At 48.8% G+C, this 17,848-nt stretch carries 15 protein-coding genes and 1 pseudogene; 11 read left to right on the top strand and 5 right to left on the bottom strand.

The genetic code is table 11. The features are described from left to right. Positions 1 to 77: 77 nt before the first annotated feature. Positions 78 to 638: an adenine phosphoribosyltransferase gene (locus HMPREF2696_RS08875; RefSeq protein ID WP_049335447.1), complete on the top strand. Its 561-nt coding sequence runs from the start codon at positions 78 to 80 to the stop codon at positions 636 to 638. Positions 639 to 683: 45 nt separating this feature from the next. Here the strand turns inward: HMPREF2696_RS08875 and HMPREF2696_RS08870 are convergent, their stop codons facing one another. The 3 genes from HMPREF2696_RS08870 to HMPREF2696_RS08860 form a co-directional block, all read right to left on the bottom strand. Beyond that, positions 684 to 1,421, bottom strand: coding sequence for a toxin-antitoxin system YwqK family antitoxin (locus HMPREF2696_RS08870; RefSeq protein ID WP_003686026.1), 738 nt, complete (start codon positions 1,419 to 1,421; stop codon positions 684 to 686). A 225-nt stretch (positions 1,422 to 1,646) separates the two neighbouring features. Continuing rightward, positions 1,647 to 2,546 carry a 50S ribosomal protein L3 N(5)-glutamine methyltransferase gene (prmB, locus tag HMPREF2696_RS08865; RefSeq protein ID WP_070588332.1) on the bottom strand — a complete coding sequence of 300 codons (900 nt, stop codon included), beginning with the start codon at positions 2,544 to 2,546 and terminating at the stop codon, positions 1,647 to 1,649. Positions 2,547 to 2,641: 95 nt separating this feature from the next. Beyond that, positions 2,642 to 4,897 (bottom strand): nitric-oxide reductase large subunit, encoded by a 2,256-nt coding sequence (locus HMPREF2696_RS08860; RefSeq protein ID WP_049344039.1) that lies wholly within the window; start codon positions 4,895 to 4,897, stop codon positions 2,642 to 2,644. Positions 4,898 to 5,296: 399 nt separating this feature from the next. Here HMPREF2696_RS08860 and nirK point away from each other — a divergent pair, with 399 nt between their 5' ends. Next, a complete protein-coding gene (gene nirK, locus HMPREF2696_RS08855; protein ID WP_004519389.1) occupies positions 5,297 to 6,466 on the top strand; it encodes a copper-containing nitrite reductase in 1,170 nt (389 codons plus the stop codon). A gap of 179 nt (positions 6,467 to 6,645) precedes the next feature. Further along, a complete protein-coding gene (locus HMPREF2696_RS08850) occupies positions 6,646 to 7,401 on the top strand; it encodes a formylglycine-generating enzyme family protein (RefSeq protein WP_003745813.1) in 756 nt (251 codons plus the stop codon). 3 nt (positions 7,402 to 7,404) lie between these two features. On the opposite strand, the gene HMPREF2696_RS08845 is transcribed toward HMPREF2696_RS08850, so the two are convergent. After that, positions 7,405 to 7,614, bottom strand: coding sequence for a hypothetical protein (locus HMPREF2696_RS08845; protein WP_039861972.1), 210 nt, complete (start codon positions 7,612 to 7,614; stop codon positions 7,405 to 7,407). Between HMPREF2696_RS08845 and rpsO the strand changes: the two genes are divergently transcribed. Together rpsO and HMPREF2696_RS08835 are read left to right on the top strand one after the other, a co-directional pair. Further along, positions 7,613 to 7,882, top strand: coding sequence for a 30S ribosomal protein S15 (rpsO, locus tag HMPREF2696_RS08840; RefSeq protein WP_003679932.1), 270 nt, complete (start codon positions 7,613 to 7,615; stop codon positions 7,880 to 7,882). The genes HMPREF2696_RS08845 and rpsO overlap by 2 nt on opposite strands. Before the next feature lie 178 nt (positions 7,883 to 8,060). After that, positions 8,061 to 10,154: an AsmA family protein gene (locus HMPREF2696_RS08835; protein ID WP_070588331.1), complete on the top strand. Its 2,094-nt coding sequence runs from the start codon at positions 8,061 to 8,063 to the stop codon at positions 10,152 to 10,154. Between the two features lie 267 nt (positions 10,155 to 10,421). Here HMPREF2696_RS08835 and ubiD read toward each other — a convergent pair whose 3' ends face one another. Further along, a complete protein-coding gene (gene ubiD, locus HMPREF2696_RS08825; RefSeq protein WP_070588329.1) occupies positions 10,422 to 11,900 on the bottom strand; it encodes a 4-hydroxy-3-polyprenylbenzoate decarboxylase in 1,479 nt (492 codons plus the stop codon). Positions 11,901 to 12,149: 249 nt separating this feature from the next. Between ubiD and HMPREF2696_RS08820 the strand changes: the two genes are divergently transcribed. The 6 genes and pseudogenes from HMPREF2696_RS08820 to HMPREF2696_RS08795 all read left to right on the top strand — a co-directional run. Further along, complete coding sequence (locus HMPREF2696_RS08820; RefSeq protein WP_004519383.1) at positions 12,150 to 12,812, top strand: DedA family protein; 663 nt, start codon at positions 12,150 to 12,152, stop codon at positions 12,810 to 12,812. Between the two features lie 84 nt (positions 12,813 to 12,896). Next, the gene (locus HMPREF2696_RS08815) at positions 12,897 to 13,880 is read left to right on the top strand and encodes an asparaginase (protein WP_070504526.1); all 984 of its coding nucleotides are present in this window, start codon (positions 12,897 to 12,899) and stop codon (positions 13,878 to 13,880) included. Between the two features lie 13 nt (positions 13,881 to 13,893). Further along, positions 13,894 to 14,661, top strand: coding sequence for a TatD family hydrolase (locus HMPREF2696_RS08810; RefSeq protein ID WP_070504434.1), 768 nt, complete (start codon positions 13,894 to 13,896; stop codon positions 14,659 to 14,661). 287 nt (positions 14,662 to 14,948) lie between these two features. Beyond that, positions 14,949 to 16,217: an Nramp family divalent metal transporter gene (locus tag HMPREF2696_RS08805; protein WP_070504437.1), complete on the top strand. Its 1,269-nt coding sequence runs from the start codon at positions 14,949 to 14,951 to the stop codon at positions 16,215 to 16,217. A 155-nt stretch (positions 16,218 to 16,372) separates the two neighbouring features. Beyond that, a complete protein-coding gene (gene prfA / locus HMPREF2696_RS08800; RefSeq protein WP_049344380.1) occupies positions 16,373 to 17,449 on the top strand; it encodes a peptide chain release factor 1 in 1,077 nt (358 codons plus the stop codon). A gap of 149 nt (positions 17,450 to 17,598) precedes the next feature. Further along, positions 17,599 to 17,848 (top strand): annotated as a pseudogene (locus HMPREF2696_RS08795) (phosphate acetyltransferase); the annotation flags it as partial.

Genomic DNA, 17,848 nt, shown 5'->3' with positions numbered 1-17,848 from the left:
GTATCGATTAATTTGGCAAGTCCGCATATGACCGCTACAATATCGTGTTAAAAACTTTTTGATTTCGGAATGTCAAGATGTTGATTCATCCTGAAGTAATGGGCGTAGAGGCTTTGGCGGACAAAATCCGTAAAATTGAAAACTGGCCGCAAAAAGGGATTTTGTTTCATGACATTACTCCCGTTTTGCAAAGCGCAGAATATTTCCGCCTGCTGGTCGATTTACTGGTTTACCGCTATATGGGGCAAAAAGTTGATGTCGTTGCGGGCTTGGATGCGCGCGGCTTCATCATTGGCGCAGCTTTGGCCTATCAGCTGAACGTCGGCTTTGTCCCCATCCGCAAAAAAGGCAAACTGCCGTTTGATACGGTTTCTCAAAGTTACGCTTTGGAATATGGCGAAGCAACGGTAGAAATCCATACCGACGCCATCAAGCCGGGCGCACGCGTTTTGTTGGTAGATGATTTGGTGGCAACTGGCGGCACAATGCTGGCAGGTGTCGAGCTGATCCGCAAATTAGGTGGCGAAGTAATCGAAACGGCTGCCATTCTGGAATTTACCGACTTGGACGGCGGCAAAAAAATCCGTGAAAGCGGCGTGCCGTTATTTACCCTGTGCCAAAACAAAGGCTGTATGTAATAAAAAACCGCAAGCTAATCAGCCTGCGGTTTTTTATAATCAAAATTATTCGAGAACGTATCCGTCCGTATCCCAGAAAGTTTTTTTCACCAACTGGTCGTCTTTATAAACTAGCTCAGATTTCTTCGCACCATCATCATACCAATCCAAAATAATGCCACTGCGTTTACCGTTGCGAATACTCAATTCAGACACGATGCGGCCATTTTCATCCCAACTAATGATCTCCGTCGGTTTGTCATTGCTCATCATCATTTCAGTTTTCGGACTGCCGTCTGAATACCATTGTTTCCAATGGCCATTGGCTTTATCATGCTTAAACTGAATTTCGCTTTCTTTCACGCCATTTCGGTAATAGCGCGAACCCACGCCCTCACTCAAGCCATTTTGATAAGGCATTACTGCGGATTTTTTGCCGTTTGGATACCAGTTGACCCACTCGCCATGCGGTTTGCCGTTGCGATAGCTGCCAACCATCTTTTTCTGACCGTTGAAATGCCACAGGGTTAATGTGCCATTATCCAACGCCGGCACAAAAACCTTAATCTGACCGGCAGGTACTTCATAAGGATCAGAATATTTTTTCATCGATGGATAGTAAAAATCCTGCACCTGTGCCTTACCTGCCTCAATCTTGTATTGGCGGACATAAGCAACCGAAGGCATGGTCGCCGTCAGTTTACCGTTTTGATTGAAATAAACGGTATGTTGCTGGGCAAAGGCGGCAACGGGCATACTGAACAAAGCAGCAGCCAACAGGCCTGATTTTAAATAATTATTCATAATATGGAGTTTGGCAGTATATGTTCTACAAAAAGTCAGTAATAAAAATCTACCGGCATTTAAATCTATGACAAATATTATAAGCCATAGTTTCAAAGCCTGCTTGGATTTCATATTCGGCATACCATAGGAATTTGTATTTTCTTAAAATATTAAAAATTTTATAAAACAAAGGCCGTCTAAAACTTTTTCAGACGGCCTTTATTTTATTTATATCAAAATAATCTATTCTTCACCCAATAATTGCTCGCGGGTCAACAAGAATACAAACCCATCGCCACCGCTGGTTTCCAACCAAGTAAACGGTAATTCGGGATAAGCCGCTTCCAATACTTCACGATTGTGACCGATTTCAACCAGCAATACACCTTTTGGATTCAAATATTTCGCCGCTTGCAGAATGATTTGACGTGTAGCGTCCAAACCATCTTCGCCACTACCCAAAGCCAATTCCGGCTCGTGCAGGTATTCATCAGGCAACGCTTCCACTGATTCCGCGTCGACATAAGGCGGATTGGAAACAATTAAGTCGTATGTTTCATCCAAACCTTCGAATAAATCGGTATGCACCAAGCTGATGCGGTCTTCCAAACCATAATCTTCAATATTGATGGCGGCTACTTCCAGCGCATCCAAGCTTAAATCAACGGCATCGATTTGTGTATCAGGATAGTGGTGCGCCATTTGAATGGCCAAACAGCCGCTACCGGTACACAAATCCAAAGCTCGATGCACCAACTCATCATGTTCAATCCAAGGACGGATATCGTCGCCCAGCAATTCGTAAATGAAAGAACGAGGCACGATAACGCGCTCATCAACATAAAAATCAAACTCGCCCTGCCATGCCTGATGCGTCAGATACGCGGCAGGAATATGCTCCACTGCGCGGCGTTCGAGAATGGACAACACCTCTTCCTTCTCACTTTGCAACAATTTAGCATCCAAATAAGGTTCCAACGTATCCAAAGGCAGATTCAAAGTGTGCAAAATCAGATAGGCTGCCTCGTCATGGGCATTATCGCTTCCGTGTCCGAAAAACAGTCCGGCATCGTTAAAACGGCTGACGGCGAAACGCAGCAAATCGCGAACAGTGGTCAGCTCTTGAGCAGCTTGATTGAACATAATGTTTTGTCTTGTCAATTTAAGAATGTTGAAATTATAACAGAAAGGCCGTCTGAAAACTTTTCAGACGGCCTTCGATTTAATTCAGCTTAAGATTATTTATCGCGGCTGAATACGATTTTGGTAGCTTGGATAGCAACGCAGACAGCACCACCGATAAAGATCAAGTCAGCAGCAGTACGAACCCAACGCAGGGTATCCAGAATTTCCATTTGCAGGAATTCTTCACTACGTGCATACCACAGACCATGAGTGATAGAAGCGTAAGCTTGAATCACGCCGACCGGCAACAGGCTGATAGCAATCATACCCACCAGGCCGCCGTTCAACAGCCAGAATGCCCAAGTCATCAGTTTGTCGTCAAATTGAGCATTAGGTTTCAGGTAGCGTGCAACCAGCAATACGAAGCCCAGAGCCAAGAAACCGTACACACCGAACAGAGCCGCGTGAGCGTGAACTGCAGTAGTGTTCAGACCTTGGATGTAGAACAGGGAAATCGGTGGGTTAATCAGGAAGCCGAATACGCCGGCACCGATCATGTTCCAGAAGGCAACTGCTACGAAGCACATCAAAGGCCAACGCAGACGTTTCGCCCAGTCGGACAGGTGTTGGTAAGACCAGTGTTCGTAAGCTTCACGGCCCAGCAGAATCAAAGGTACAACTTCCAAAGCGGAGAAACATGCACCGATTGCCATAGAGGCAGAGGTAGAGCCGGAGAAGTACAAGTGGTGCAATGTACCTGGAATACCGCCCAACATAAAGATGGCAGCAGCAGCCAAAGTAGAAGCAGTGGCAGTACTACGGCGGACAAAGCCCATGTTATAGAAGATGAATGCGAAAGCGGCAGTAGCGAACACTTCGAAGAAACCTTCTACCCACAAGTGAACCACCCACCAACGCCAGTATTCCATCACAGCGATTGGAGATTTTTCACCGTAGAACAGACCAGGAGCATAGAACACACCCACACCGACCATAGAAGCTACGAAGATAGCCAACAGGTTTTTGTCTGTACCTTTTTCTTTAAAGGCAGAAATGGTGCAACGCAGCATCAGGAACAGCCACAACAGCAAGCCGACCATCAACAGAAGTTGCCAGAAGCGACCCAAATCCAAGTATTCGTAACCTTGGTGACCGAACCAGAAGTTCAGCTCAGGCGGAATGATGTGAGTCAAAGCAAAGAAGTTACCTGCGTAAGAACCGCCGACTACGATGAACAGGGCGATGTACAGGAAGTTCACACCGGCACGTTGGAATTTAGGATCTTTACCGCCGTTCACAATCGGAGCCAAGAACAGACCTGCTGTCAGGAAGCCGGTTGCAATCCAGAAAATAGCGGATTGGATGTGCCAAGTACGGGTCAGCGCATATGGGAACCAGTCGGCCATTTCAAAGCCCAAGGCGGTATCGATACCGTAGAAGCCTTGACCTTCGACAGTATAGTGAGCGGTCAAACCACCCAACAGTACTTGTACGACAAACAACGCAACAGTCAGGAATACATATTTGCCCAACGCTTTTTGAGAAGGAGTCAGTTGTACTTTGGAAATAGGATCCTCAGTAGGTACTTCAACCTCTTCGTGTTTGGTCAAGAAAGAGTAACCCCACATCAGCAAACCGATACCCATCAGCAACAATACCACGCTGGTGAAAGACCACATGTAGTTTTCAGTAGTCGGTACGTTCTTGATCAAAGGCTCGTGCGGCCAGTTGTTGGTATAAGTGAAGTTCTCATCAGGACGGTTGGCCGAAGCAGACCAAGAAGTCCAGAAGAAGAAGTTGAACAGTTTTTCACGCGCTTCTTGGCTTGGCAATGTGTTGTTTTTCATTGCAAAGTGTTCGCGAGTGGTTTGGAACTTAGGATCGTCGCTGTACACGCCGTGATAGTAAGGCAGAATACTTTCGATCGCTTTCACGCGGGTATCGCTGATAACGACAGAACCGTCTTCCTTAATACGACTTTGGTTGCGGTATTCGTCAGCCAAACGGGTTTTCAGAACAGCTTGTTCCTCAGGAGAAACTTCGTCAAATTTTTTGCCGTAAGTTTCTTGCGCAGTCAGATCCAACCATGCAACCAGCTCGCGGTGCAGCCAGTCGGCAGTCCAGTCCGGAGCTTGGTATGCACCGTGACCCAATACAGAGCCAACTTCCATACCGCCGGTAGTTTGCCATGCAGATTGACCTGCCAAAATATCGTCTTTGGTCATCAGGACTTTGCCGGATGCAGAAACGACTTGTTCAGGGTATGGCGGAGCCTTTTTATAGACCTCGCTACCCATATAACCAAGAATGGTAAAGCATACTGCCAGTACGGCAAACAGCAAGTACCAAAGCTTCTTGTACTGTCCCATTTTGAGTACTCCTTGATTTTGGTAAAAAGTGGTTGGGTATTAATTCATCAAATATGAATGTTAAAGATTGTATCACGGTTTTAAAAGTAAAGAAATATTTTGTCAATAATATTCCTTTAAAACCATTAACTTACATGATATTGATTCCTATTATCTTGTATAACTCCTCCTTTGTTATATTTTGTGTTAAGCCCACACTAACATTTTCACACAAAAATAAACTTTTCGGTTTAGTTTTTTATACTACTAAAGGAGTATTTAAGGATTAAAAGATTCATATTCATTGAACAATTTGATTTATGTCAAAATACACCCAAACAAGCGCCTACATAATCATACAAAATTTCAAACCATCCTATCAGGATACTTAACTTTTCTTACAATAAGGAAACTTTAAACATGAAACGCCAAACCTTAGCTGCACTTATCGCTTCTGTATTTGCACTGGCCGCATGCGGCGAACAAGCTGCTAAACCAGCTGAAACTCCGGCTGCCACCGCTTCTGCCGAAGCTCCTGCTGCTGCTTCTGACTCACAAGCTGCTGCCGAGACTCCTTCTTCAGAATTGCCTGTAGTCGATGCCATCATGACTCACGCTCCGGAAGTTCCACCTGCAATCGATCGCGATCATCCGGCTAAAGTACGCGTTAAAATGGAAACCGTCGAAAAAACCATGACTATGGAAGACGGTGTTGAATACCACTACTGGACATTCAACGGCGACGTTCCGGGCCAAATGATTCGTGTACGCGAAGGCGATACCGTAGAAGTAGAATTCTCTAACAATCCTTCTTCTACTGTTCCTCACAACGTTGACTTCCACGCTGCTACCGGTCAAGGCGGTGGTGCAGAAGCTTCTTTCACTGCCCCAGGCCACACTTCTACTTTCAGCTTTAAAGCTCTGCAAGCCGGTTTGTACATTTACCACTGTGCCGTTGCTCCTGTAGGTATGCACATCGCCAACGGTATGTACGGTTTGATCTTGGTTGAACCTAAAGAAGGCCTGCCTAAAGTAGATAAAGAGTTCTACATCGTACAAGGCGACTTCTATACTAAAGGTAAAAAAGGCGCTCAAGGCCTGCAACCTTTCGATATGGACAAAGCAATTGCCGAACAACCTGAATACGTTGTATTCAACGGCCACGTAGGCTCTATCGCCGGTGACAACGCCCTGAAAGCCAAAGCTGGTGAAACTGTTCGTATGTACGTTGGTAACGGTGGTCCTAACTTGGTATCTTCTTTCCACGTTATCGGCGAAATCTTCGACAAAGTATATGTTGAAGGTGGTAAACTGATTAACGAAAACGTACAAAGCACTGTGATTCCTGCCGGTGGCGCCGCCATGATCGAATTCAAAGTCGATATTCCAGGCAGCTACACTATAGTTGACCACTCTATCTTCCGTGCGTTCAACAAAGGTGCTTTGGGTCAATTGAAAGTTGAGGGTAACGAAAACCCTGAAATCATGACCAAAAAACTGAGCGACACCGTTTACCAACCTGCCGGTGCTGCCGCTTCTGCCCCAGCCGCTGCGTCTGCCGCACCTGCTGCTTCTGAAGCCGCTAAATAATCCCTCGGTTTAATACGCCAAGCCACTGCTACTCTGCTCTTAGAGTCGCAGTGGCTTCCATCACAATTAATCTTCCTATTCAATTTCAATCAGACAGATTGATTTTTCAGACGGCCTTGTTATGATTAGGCTATCTCAAAAATAAATTTTCTGTTTTCAAACGATAATAAGGGCGTACCATGAAACTCATACGACTCCTCCTCTTAGGCAGTGCCTTAATCTGCGGCAATACATTTGCAGCCGAAATGGTAAAAATCGAAGGAGGCAGCTATCGCCCTCTCTATCTCAAAAAAGAGACTTCCCTTATTAAAGTCAAGCCCTTCCAACTTGATAAATATCCTGTAACCAATGCCGAATTTGCCGAATTTTTGAAAACACATCCACAATGGCAAAAAGACAAAATCAGCTCTAAACAAGCTGAAAAGGCTTACCTGAAACATTGGGTAAAAAACGGCAGCAACAGTTATGCGCCTAAGGCCAGCGAACTCAAACATCCGGTAACCAATGTTTCATGGTTTGCCGCCAATGCCTACTGCGTTTCCAAAGGCAAACGCCTGCCGACTATTGACGAATGGGAATTTGCAGGCTTAGCCTCTGCCACTCAAAAAGACGGCTCTGCCGAACCCGGCTACAACCGTACCATCTTGGATTGGTATGCAGACGGCGGCCGAAACGGCCTGCACGACATCGGTAAAAACAAACCCAACTACTGGGGCGTATACGATATGCACGGCCTGATTTGGGAATGGACTGAAGACTTCAACAGCAGCCAACTCTCTGCCGGCTCGTCCAACACACAAATGTTCTGTAGCGGCGCATCCGTAGGCTCAAGCGACCCGTCCAACTATGCGGCATTCTTACGCTACGGCATCCGCACCAGCCTACAGTCCAAATATGTTTTAAATAACTTGGGCTTCCGCTGTGCGAGCAAATAAAGTTTAGTTTTTTATCACCAAAGCAGCTTTGGCGGTACTGAAAGGTATCGCCGCTTTTTTTGGCCGTCTGAAAAGATATGGCGCACAAAGACAAATTGTGGCATAATCCGCCCGTCTTTCTAAAAAGGCACTTAGGAGTTTGCTTAGGTCGTTTGGCTTGGCAAACTTGTCCGAACCTGAAAAGGTTCTTTTATTTTCGGAGTTATCCATCATGGCATTGACCGTAGAACAAAAAGCACAAATTGTTAAAGATTTCCAACGCAAAGAAGGCGATACCGGCTCTTCTGAAGTACAAGTCGCTCTGTTGACTTTCCGCATCAACGACCTGACTCCTCACTTCAAAGCCAACCCTAAAGACCACCACAGCCGTCGCGGCCTGTTGAAAATGGTTAGCCAACGTCGTCGCCTATTGTCTTACCTGCGTCGTACTCAGCCTGATACTTACCGTACACTGATTACCCGCCTGGGTCTGCGTAAATAATTTATGCTTAAATCAACACCGCCTTCGGGCGGTGTTTTTTATTAACATACCGATGCCGTCTGAAACACAGGCCCACGCTCTGTGTTATACTTCCACACGCTTAAGCAGCAAGGCTTAAACTTCCAATCACTCCTTAAAGCTCCCATCAAAGCGAGAATCTGAATTGTCTGTTCATTCCATGTTGCACTCAGGAAAATTTTGGCTGAAATCCCTGGTTTTCAGCATTGCCGTGCTTTTATGCCTCGCGGCGGTATTGAGTGCCTTAATGTTCCGCATATTCAATACAGAAAACATCGACGCATTCATACAGAAAAACTTTTCTGCCCATGGCTGCCAAGTCAAATACAACGCCAATATCAGCAGAAAATGGCTACCGCGCCCTACGCTGATTTTAAAAGACCTCAGCCTTTCCTCTTCCGAACCTGACACGCCGACGCTGAACATCGCTGAGTCCGAAATGGGCTTTGGTTGGAGCAGCCTATGGTCGGATGCGCCCATACTTGAGAAATGGATTCTTTTAAACCCGACACTGACACTGGACTCAAAACACCATCTGCCCGCCTGCCTGCAACAAGACCCATCGTCAAAAGAAAGTTTTCAGCTCAACCGCATCATCATCAATAACGGCAGCATCCGTTACCACAATAAAGAACAAGATATTGCCTTAAACGATCTGCAATTTTCCCTGCGCAGAGCCGATTCAGACGGCCGTCCATTCGATATCAGCGGCACACTGCAAAACATAGGCAACCCCATCAGTTGGCAAGGGGCCGGCCATCTTGTACAAGATGATGCCGGCTGGAGCGTTCCCGCCCTCAAATTAAACCTGCAAACCGTATTACTCAAAAACAAGCTGGATGCCCAAATCGCAGGCAGCCTTAATTGGCAAAACCAAACCGCCCTTTTCCGCGACTTCAATCTGCAAGCTGAAAGCGGCTATCAAAACTTGCATATCAACGCACGCTCGCCCCTCTTGCAGTTTAAAAACGGCTATTTGCACCTCAACACACTCAACGGCGCATTGACCGCCGGCAGTGAAAACAACCAATGGGACGGTTCATTCAAACTGGACAAAGCCAACCTCTACGCAACCGTTTTGACCGCCGCCAATTTTGAACTCAAAGGCAGCCATAAAAACGACCGACTCCAAACCAACTTTACCTTTTCCAGCCCATTGGTTTGGCAAAAAGGCAAAGGCATTGATGCGCCCAAACTGCACCTCAGCACCCTGCAAGACACCATCAACCGCCTTCCCCGCCCCCGATTCATCAGTACACTCGAAGGACAGGCCAATTTCAGCCTCAATACATGGGAAGGCCGTCTGAAAGGCGCATTTGACAGACAAGCCCTCGCCTTGGCCTTTAAATACCAACGCGATGCCCAGCCGCGCCCGCACCTTGACGCCGGTATCGCCTTACAAAAACTCAATCTGACCCCTTACTTGGAAGATCTGAAAACCCAGCCATCACTGAATCTTCCTTCCCTGCTGGCCAAATCCTGGTTGCCCGACATTGAGGCCAACCTCCAAATCGGCAGCATTCAAACTGCCGGTCTGCAATTAGAAAACATCGAATCCCTGCTCACCGCCGATAAAGAACATATAGCCCTACACCGTTTCAAAGCCGGGCTTTATGGCGGCAAAACCGAGGGAGGCCTGAGTATTGCGGCAACCCAACCTGCTTCCTACCACCTTCAGCAAAACGCAAAAGGCATACAAATTCAGCCGCTGCTGCAAGACCTGTTCGGTTTCCACAGCTTCAGCGGCAGCGGCGACGCCGTTATCGACATTAAAACTACCGGCAATGACCGTGCCCAAATGATACAAGCCTTAAACGGCAGCCTGCTTCTCGATATTACCAACGGTGCATGGCACGGCATCGATATGGACAGCATTCTGAAAAACGGCATCTCTTCGGAAAAAATCGACAACAGCAACCTCAAAACCCCTTTCCATCATTTCATCCTCAATAGCGAAATCGAGAAAGGCATCAGCCATCATATCAACACCGAACTGTTTTCTGACAGCCTGCACGTTGTCAGCAGCGGCTATACCGATTTAAATACCCAAAAGCTATCGGAAAACCTGCTTATAAGCAACGTACTGCAACCTAAAAACAAACCGATTCCCCTCAAAATCGGCGGTACCGTACAAAACCCTTCCATTACCCTCGATTACAGCCGCTTAACCAATGGCATGAACACACCTGCAGAAAAACAAAAAGCCCTGCAAGAAACCATACAAGAACAATGGAAGTGGCTCAAACCACGCTAAATTTTCAAATTAAAGGCCGTCTGAAACCCAAAAAGTTTCAGACGGCCTTTTAACAGATACATTGTCAGAATAAGATGTTTATTGGGGAATGACCATATACACAATCAGTGCAACAATGATGGCAAACCATATGGCCAACATTATCAAGCCTTTTTTGGAGAGTTTTCTTTTTCTCCAATCGAGCTTCAATATTTCTACCGTACCCTCAAACATAGACCCAATTATTTCCATCAATATTTGAAGTAGAAATTCCAATAAATCCGACATCTACAAACCCAAACGCTCCCAAATCTGATCGATTTTGGCCGTAACGGCAGGGTCTTTTTTGATCACACGCCCCCATTCGCGGTCGGTTTCACCCGGCCATTTGTTGGTCGCATCCAAACCCATTTTGCCGCCGAGTCCGCTGACAGGGCTGGCGAAGTCGAGATAATCGATGGGCGTATTTTCTACCAAAACAGTGTCGCGTACAGGGTCCATGCGCGTGGTGACCGCCCAGATGACTTCTTTCCAGTCGCGCACGTTCACATCGTCATCAACCACGATGATGAATTTGGTGTACATAAATTGGCGCAGGAACGACCAGCAGCCCATCATCACGCGCTTGGCGTGTCCGGCGTACTGTTTTTTCATACTCACCACCGCCATGCGGTAGGAGCAGCCTTCGGGCGGCAGGTAAAAATCAGTGATTTCAGGGAACTGCTTTTGCAAAAGCGGTACGAACACTTCGTTCAATGCCACGCCCAAAACGGCGGGTTCATCGGGCGGTTTACCTGTGTAGGTGGAGTGGTAAATCGGGTTTTCGCGCATGGTGATGCGCTCGACCGTGAACACGGGGAAATGGTCCTGCTCGTTGTAATAGCCCGTGTGGTCGCCGTATGGGCCTTCCAACGCGGTTTCGTTCGGATGGATGACGCCTTCCAGCACGATTTCAGCGCGTGCGGGCACTTGCAAATCATTGCCGATACATTTCACCAGCTCTGTCCGCGAACCACGCAGCAGTCCGGCAAACTGGTATTCGCTCAAAGTATCGGGAACAGGCGTTACCGCGCCCAAAATGGTGGCAGGGTCACAGCCGAGCACGACGGCGACGGGATACGGCGTATCGGGATTGAGTTTGCGGAATTCCTGATAATCCAACGCGCCACCACGATGCGACAACCAGCGCATAATCAGCTTGTTTTTGCCGATTAGTTGCTGGCGGTAAATGCCGAGATTTTGGCGTTTTTTGTTTGGTCCGCGCGTGACGGTCAAGCCCCACGTTACCAGTGGCGCAACGTCTTCCGGCCAGCAATGCTGAATCGGAAGTTTATACAAATCAACGTCTTTGCCTTCCCACACGATTTCCTGACACGGCGCGTTTTTCACCACGTTCGGCGCCATGCTCCAAATGTCTTTCAACAGCGGCAGTTTGGAAAACGCGTCTTTAATGCCTTTGGGCGGTTCGGGTTCTTTCAGATACGCCAGCGTCTGCCCGATTTCGCGCAACTTGGACACACTCTCCGCACCCATGCCCAGTGCCACACGTTCAGGCGTACCAAACAGATTCGCCAACACGGGATAATCATAGCGCGTACCGTCAGGCTTAATCGGATTCTCAAACAACAACGCAGGCCCTTCGGCGCGCAGCACGCGGTCGGCTATTTCGGTCATTTCCAAATGCGGCGACACCGGATGCTGAATGCGCTTGAGTTTGCCATCAGCTTCCAATCCGGCGATAAATTCTCGCAAATCTCTGTATTTCATGATTTCATTTTCCTGAACAGGCCGTCTGAAAACAGACTGCCATTTCGGGTTTGAAAGATAAACCAGCGGCTATTGTACCTGCCAAATCCGTCCATATCCCAACTTTCCACGACTGAATTTCCATATTTTTTGCAAACTACCGTCAAATTTAAACAATATCTGCTTGTGATTGCTTTCAGACGGCCTTATCTTTGGTAAAATTCCAACTTAATCCAGTCATCAATCAATATTTATCGTGGGACGGCGGCCATGTTTGCAATTTTAGAATCTTTTTTCGTTGAATACGGCTATGCGGCCGTGTTTTTCGTTTTGGTTATTTGCGGCTTCGGCGTGCCGATTCCTGAAGATTTGACACTGGTAACCGGCGGTGTGATTTCCGGCCTGGGTTATACCAACTCGCATATTATGTTTGCCGTCGGCATGCTCGGCGTATTGGTAGGCGACGGCTTTATGTTTGCGGCCGGCCGGATTTGGGGACAAAAAATCCTTAAATTCAAACCGATTGCGCGCGTGATGACGCCCAAACGCTATGCCCAAGTACAGGAAAAATTCGACAAATACGGCAACTGGGTTTTATTTGTCGCCCGCTTCCTGCCCGGCCTGCGTACCGCCGTTTTCGTGACTGCAGGCATCAGCCGCAAGGTTTCCTACCTGCGCTTCATCCTGATGGACGGTTTGGCCGCACTGATTTCCGTTCCGGTTTGGATTTATTTGGGCGAATACGGCGCACGCAATACCGACTGGCTGATGAAAAAAATGCACAGCCTGCAATCAGGTATCTTTATCGTACTGGGCATCGGCGCAGTCATTGTCGGCTGGATTTGGTGGAGAAAACACCGCCGCCACACCTTCTTCCGCGAGAAACTGCACGAAAAACGCGCGGCAAAAGCCAAAAAACAAACTAATCAATAAATCATTCCAGGCCGTCTGAAACACTCCCCCTCTTTCAGACGGCCTCAATCATTCATCAGAAACACCATGAAACAAAGAAACACCATGAAACAAAAAATCTTTGTCCTCTACACAGGCGGCACCATCGGCATGACCCAAAGCAGCGCCGGCCTGCGTCCCGATACCGCACTCGTCGATAAAGCCCTCGCCCCCTTTTCAGACGGCCTTGATTTCAAATGGCACGTTTGCCAGCCGCTCATCGATTCTTCTGCGGTAACGCTGCAAAATCAACGCGACTGGCTGGAGCTTATTATCGCCAAGCTGCCTGACTATGACGGCATTTTGGTGTTGCACGGCACGGATACCATGGCATACACTGCCAACCTCTTCGCCCTCTCGCTGCAAGGCTTGGACAAACCCGTTATCCTGACCGGCTCGCAATGGCCTTACGATGCCGCCAGCAGCGATGCGCCGCGTAACCTGGCCACCGCCGTTTCCGCTTTCTCGCTCAAGCTCAAACAAGTAGCGATTGCCTTTGACGGCAAGCTCTTCCCCGCCGTCGGCAGCAGCAAGGTCAGCACTGAAACCGCCGCAGGTTTTGACAATCTGCATTTTGGCGCACTCGCCGAATGGGAGGAAAATAAAGGTTGGCACAATATCCGTACCGCCTCGACCCAACATTCAGACGGCCTCAAACCGCGTCTTCCAAATCCTGAAGCCAAAGTTTCCGTCCGCACGCTGATTCCCGGTTATGCCGCGCAAGAACTTTCAGACGGCCTGCCCCACCTTTCCGCCCAAGCCCTGATTCTGCAAAGCTACGGCCACGGCAATGCGCCGAGTAACGATGCGTTTGTCCGAGCCGTCCAAGCCTTTACGCAACAAGGCAAATTGCTGCTCAACATCAGCCAAGTGCCGCAAGGTTGCGCCGCCGCCGTCTATGCCCAAGGCGATGCTTTGCGTCAGACAGGTATCATCAACGGCGGCAAATGCAATCTCGAAACTGCCACTGCGCTGATGACCCTTGCCATTTCCCATGACTGGAATGCAGATAAGGTGCAACAAGAATTGCAACAATTAAATCTGCTGTAAACCGCCATTTAATATGACTTTCACCGACACCCACTGCCATCTTGCCGACCCCAAACTTGCCGACATGCTGCCTGCCGTGCTTACCGAAGCGCAAGCCGTTGGCGTGGCGCGTTTTATCGTACCGGCCACATCCCCCAAAGATTGGCATCCCGTTGCGCAGTTGGAAAGGCCGTCTGAAAACATCCATATCGCTTTGGGCATTCATCCGTGGTTTGCAGACGGCCTCAACGAAGCGGCATTCCAAGAGTTAGAGAAAGAATTAATCCAGCATCCTCAGGCATGGGTTGGCGAAATCGGCTTGGATTTTTATGGCAAAGAGCAAACCCAAGCGCAACGCGACACGCAAACCGACGTCTTTATCCGCCAACTCATCCTCGCCCAAAACCTCAACCGCCGCGTCATCATCCATAATCTGAAAGCCACCGCCGCCATTGCCGCCGCCGTCAAAACCGCCGGTTTCACACAAGGCGGTATCGTTCACGCTTTCTCCGGCAGCGTAGAAGAAGCGCGGATTTTGGTGAAACTCGGCTTCAAAATCGGCATAGGCTCACTGCTGCTCAATCCCAATGCAAAAAAAGTCCGTGCCGCCTTACAAGCCTTAGATGACACGGATTTTGTTCTTGAAACCGACAGCCCTTTTATGCTCGGCCATGAAACCAATACACCAGCCAACATCCGCCGTATCGCCGAAATTGCAGCCGAACTGCGCGGCATACCGCTGGCGCAACTGGCTGAAATAACCGAGCAAAACGTGGATTCCCTGCTCCATACTTCCCCTTGATATGCCGACCTCAAGGCATCAAAAAGCCTTGCCCGGCCATTTCGTTTCCAAACCGACACACTCTGCCCTCCCTACCCCATATTCATGAATAAAAAGCGATACAAGGCCGTCTGAAAAAATGTTTTTGGCACAAAATATCGTTCACTCCGTCATCTCGGCTTTTTAACACCGTATTTTCCCTTTGATTGATAAAAAGTATTACGCATATTATTGGGCAAACTTTTTATTTACGTTAAAATATGCCTTTTTTTGATAATAAGGCCGTCTGAAAAAGGCGGAAACTAATTATGGCTGAACAACATACACACGCTTCCACCTGGAAGAGCAAAATCAATGCTCTCGGCCCGGGTATCATGATGGCTTCGGCGGCAGTCGGCGGCTCGCACCTGATTGCCTCCACGCAGGCAGGCGCACTTTACGGCTGGCAGCTTGCGCTGATTATCATTCTGACCAACCTGTTCAAATACCCTTTTTTCCGCTTCAGCGCACATTACACGCTGGACACGGGCAAAAGCCTGATTGAGGGCTATGCCGAAAAAAGCCGCGTTTATTTGTGGGTATTTTTGATTTTGTGTATTGCATCGGCAACGATTAATGCCGGTGCAGTCGCCATCGTTACCGCCGCCATCGTCAAAATGGCGATCCCATCGCTGACTTTCGATGCCGGCATGGTGTCCGTCATGATTATGGTTTCCTGCCTGCTGATTTTGGCAAGCGGCCGCTATAAAGCATTGGACAACGTTTCCAAAATCATCATCGTCAGCCTGACCATTGCCACCGTCGCCGCAGCCGCCGTGGCCATGTCTCGCGGCATGCAGATGAAACCCGACTTTATCGAGCCTACCCCGTGGACACTGGCAGGCTTGGGCTTCCTCATCGCACTGATGGGCTGGATGCCTGCACCGATTGAAATTTCCGCCATCAACTCTTTGTGGGTTACCGAAAAACAACGCATCAACCCTTCCAGCTACCGCGACGGCATTTTCGACTTCAACGTCGGCTATATCACCAGCGCGATTTTGGCGGTCGTTTTCCTCGCCTTGGGTGCATATGTACAATACGGCAACGGAGAGGAAGTGCAAATGGCGGGCGGCAAATATGTTGGCCAACTGATTAATATGTACGCCGTGACCATCGGCGACTGGTCTCGTCCGCTGGTGGCATTTATCGCCTTCGCCTGTATGTACGGCACCACCATTACCGTAGTGGACGGCTACGCACGTGCGATTGCCGAACCGGTACGCCTGCTGCGCGGCAAAGACAAAACCGGCAATGCCGAATTGTTTGCTTGGAACGTCTGGGTTGCAGGCTCAGGCTTGGCCGTGATTTTCTGGTTCAACAGCGCAATGGCGGAACTGCTCAAATTTGCCATGATTACCGCCTTCGTTGCCGCCCCTGTATTCGCTTGGCTGAACTACCGCCTCGTTAAAGGCGACAAACGCCACAAACTGACCATGGGGATGAACTTCCTCGCCATTATTGGTTTGATTTATTTGACCGGCTTTACCGTTTTATTCCTACTGAACCAAACAGGCATCTTGGCTGCGCCTAAATAAGCCCATATAAAAAAGGCCGTCTGAAACTTAAAAACAGGTTTCAGACGGCCTTTCCAATCCATCATATCTTTTTGAATTTTCATTCAAACCCATTATAATAACGCCTTATTTCGCCGTTGCAGACCACCCGACGGCATCCGTATTTTGGAAAATTTATGAAGCCGTCTATCTTAGAAAAACTACAACAACTCAGCGACCGACTAGAAGAAGTCACACATTTGCTCGGACAGCCTGAAGCCACGTCCGATATGGACAACTACCGCAAACTCACGCGCGAACACGCCGAATTGACGCCCGTCGTCGAAGTCTTCCAAAACTATCAGCTGGCGCAAAGCGACTTGGCAGATGCCGAAGAAATGCTGTCCGACCCTGAAATGAAAGACTTTGCTGCCGAAGAAATTGAAACGGCCAAAGCCAAAATCGACAAACTCGATACCGAATTGCAAAAACTACTACTGCCAAAAGATGCCGACGACGATAAAAACATCTTTATCGAGGTACGTGCCGGTACCGGCGGCGACGAAGCTGCTCTGTTTGCAGGCGATTTGCTGCGTATGTACAGCCGCTACGCCGAGCGCAATCGCTGGCAGGTTGAAATCGTTTCCGCCAACGAAAGCGAATTGGGCGGCTATAAAGAAGTCATCGCCCGCATTATCGGCTTAGGCGCGTACAGCCGTCTGAAATTTGAATCGGGCGGCCACCGCGTGCAACGCGTCCCTGCTACCGAAAGCCAAGGCCGCATCCACACCTCCGCCTGTACCGTTGCCGTCATGCCCGAAGCGGACGAACTGGAAGACATTGAACTGAACCCCGCCGACCTGCGCATCGACACCTTCCGCGCATCCGGCGCGGGCGGTCAGCACATCAACAAAACCGACTCCGCCGTCCGCATTACCCACTTACCGACAGGCATGGTAGTCGAATGCCAAGACGGCCGCAGCCAACACGCCAACAAAGCGCAGGCGATGAAAGTCCTCGCCGCCCGCTTAAACGACGCGCAAAAACGCGAAGCCCAAGCCAAAGAAGCCGCCGAACGCAAATCCCTGATCGGCAGCGGCGACCGCAGCGAACGCATCCGCACCTACAACTACCCGCAAGGCCGCGTGACCGACCACCGCATCAACCTTACCCTGCACAAACTGGATTTTGTGATGGACGGCGATTTGGAAGAAATCACCAATGCCCTGATTGCCGAGCATCAAGCCGAGCTTTTGGCGGCAATGGGGGATTGATGGATTTGGTCCATTGCGTTTATACTTTTCAGACGGCCTGATGACATATGTCAATATGACCGTGTATATGTTATCCCAAAGTGATAAAATGCAGCACCAGCTGCACAACAGCAACACTCTTCTACAATCACCGAAAGAGAGGACACAAAATGGCAAAAATCCTGATCGCACCGGTATCTACCGGCCTGAGCGCCGATGCAGCGGCAAAAGCATTTGCAGCGGCATTGAATGCGCAAGTTTTCCAAGCCGTTGACTCCACTACAGAAACCCTGTTGGCTCAAGGCAAAAGCGACGACTGGTTCGACGCGCTTGTCGGTAAAGTTGCAGCATTGAACGCAGATAACCTCGTTATCGAAGGCATCACTCCTGATGCGGACAAATTGTTCTTGGCAGGCAAAA

This window comes from Neisseria sp. HMSC058F07, assembly GCF_001810035.1.
Classification (GTDB): domain Bacteria; phylum Pseudomonadota; class Gammaproteobacteria; order Burkholderiales; family Neisseriaceae; genus Neisseria; species Neisseria perflava.
This window is presented reverse-complemented; position numbering and strand designations above follow the sequence as displayed.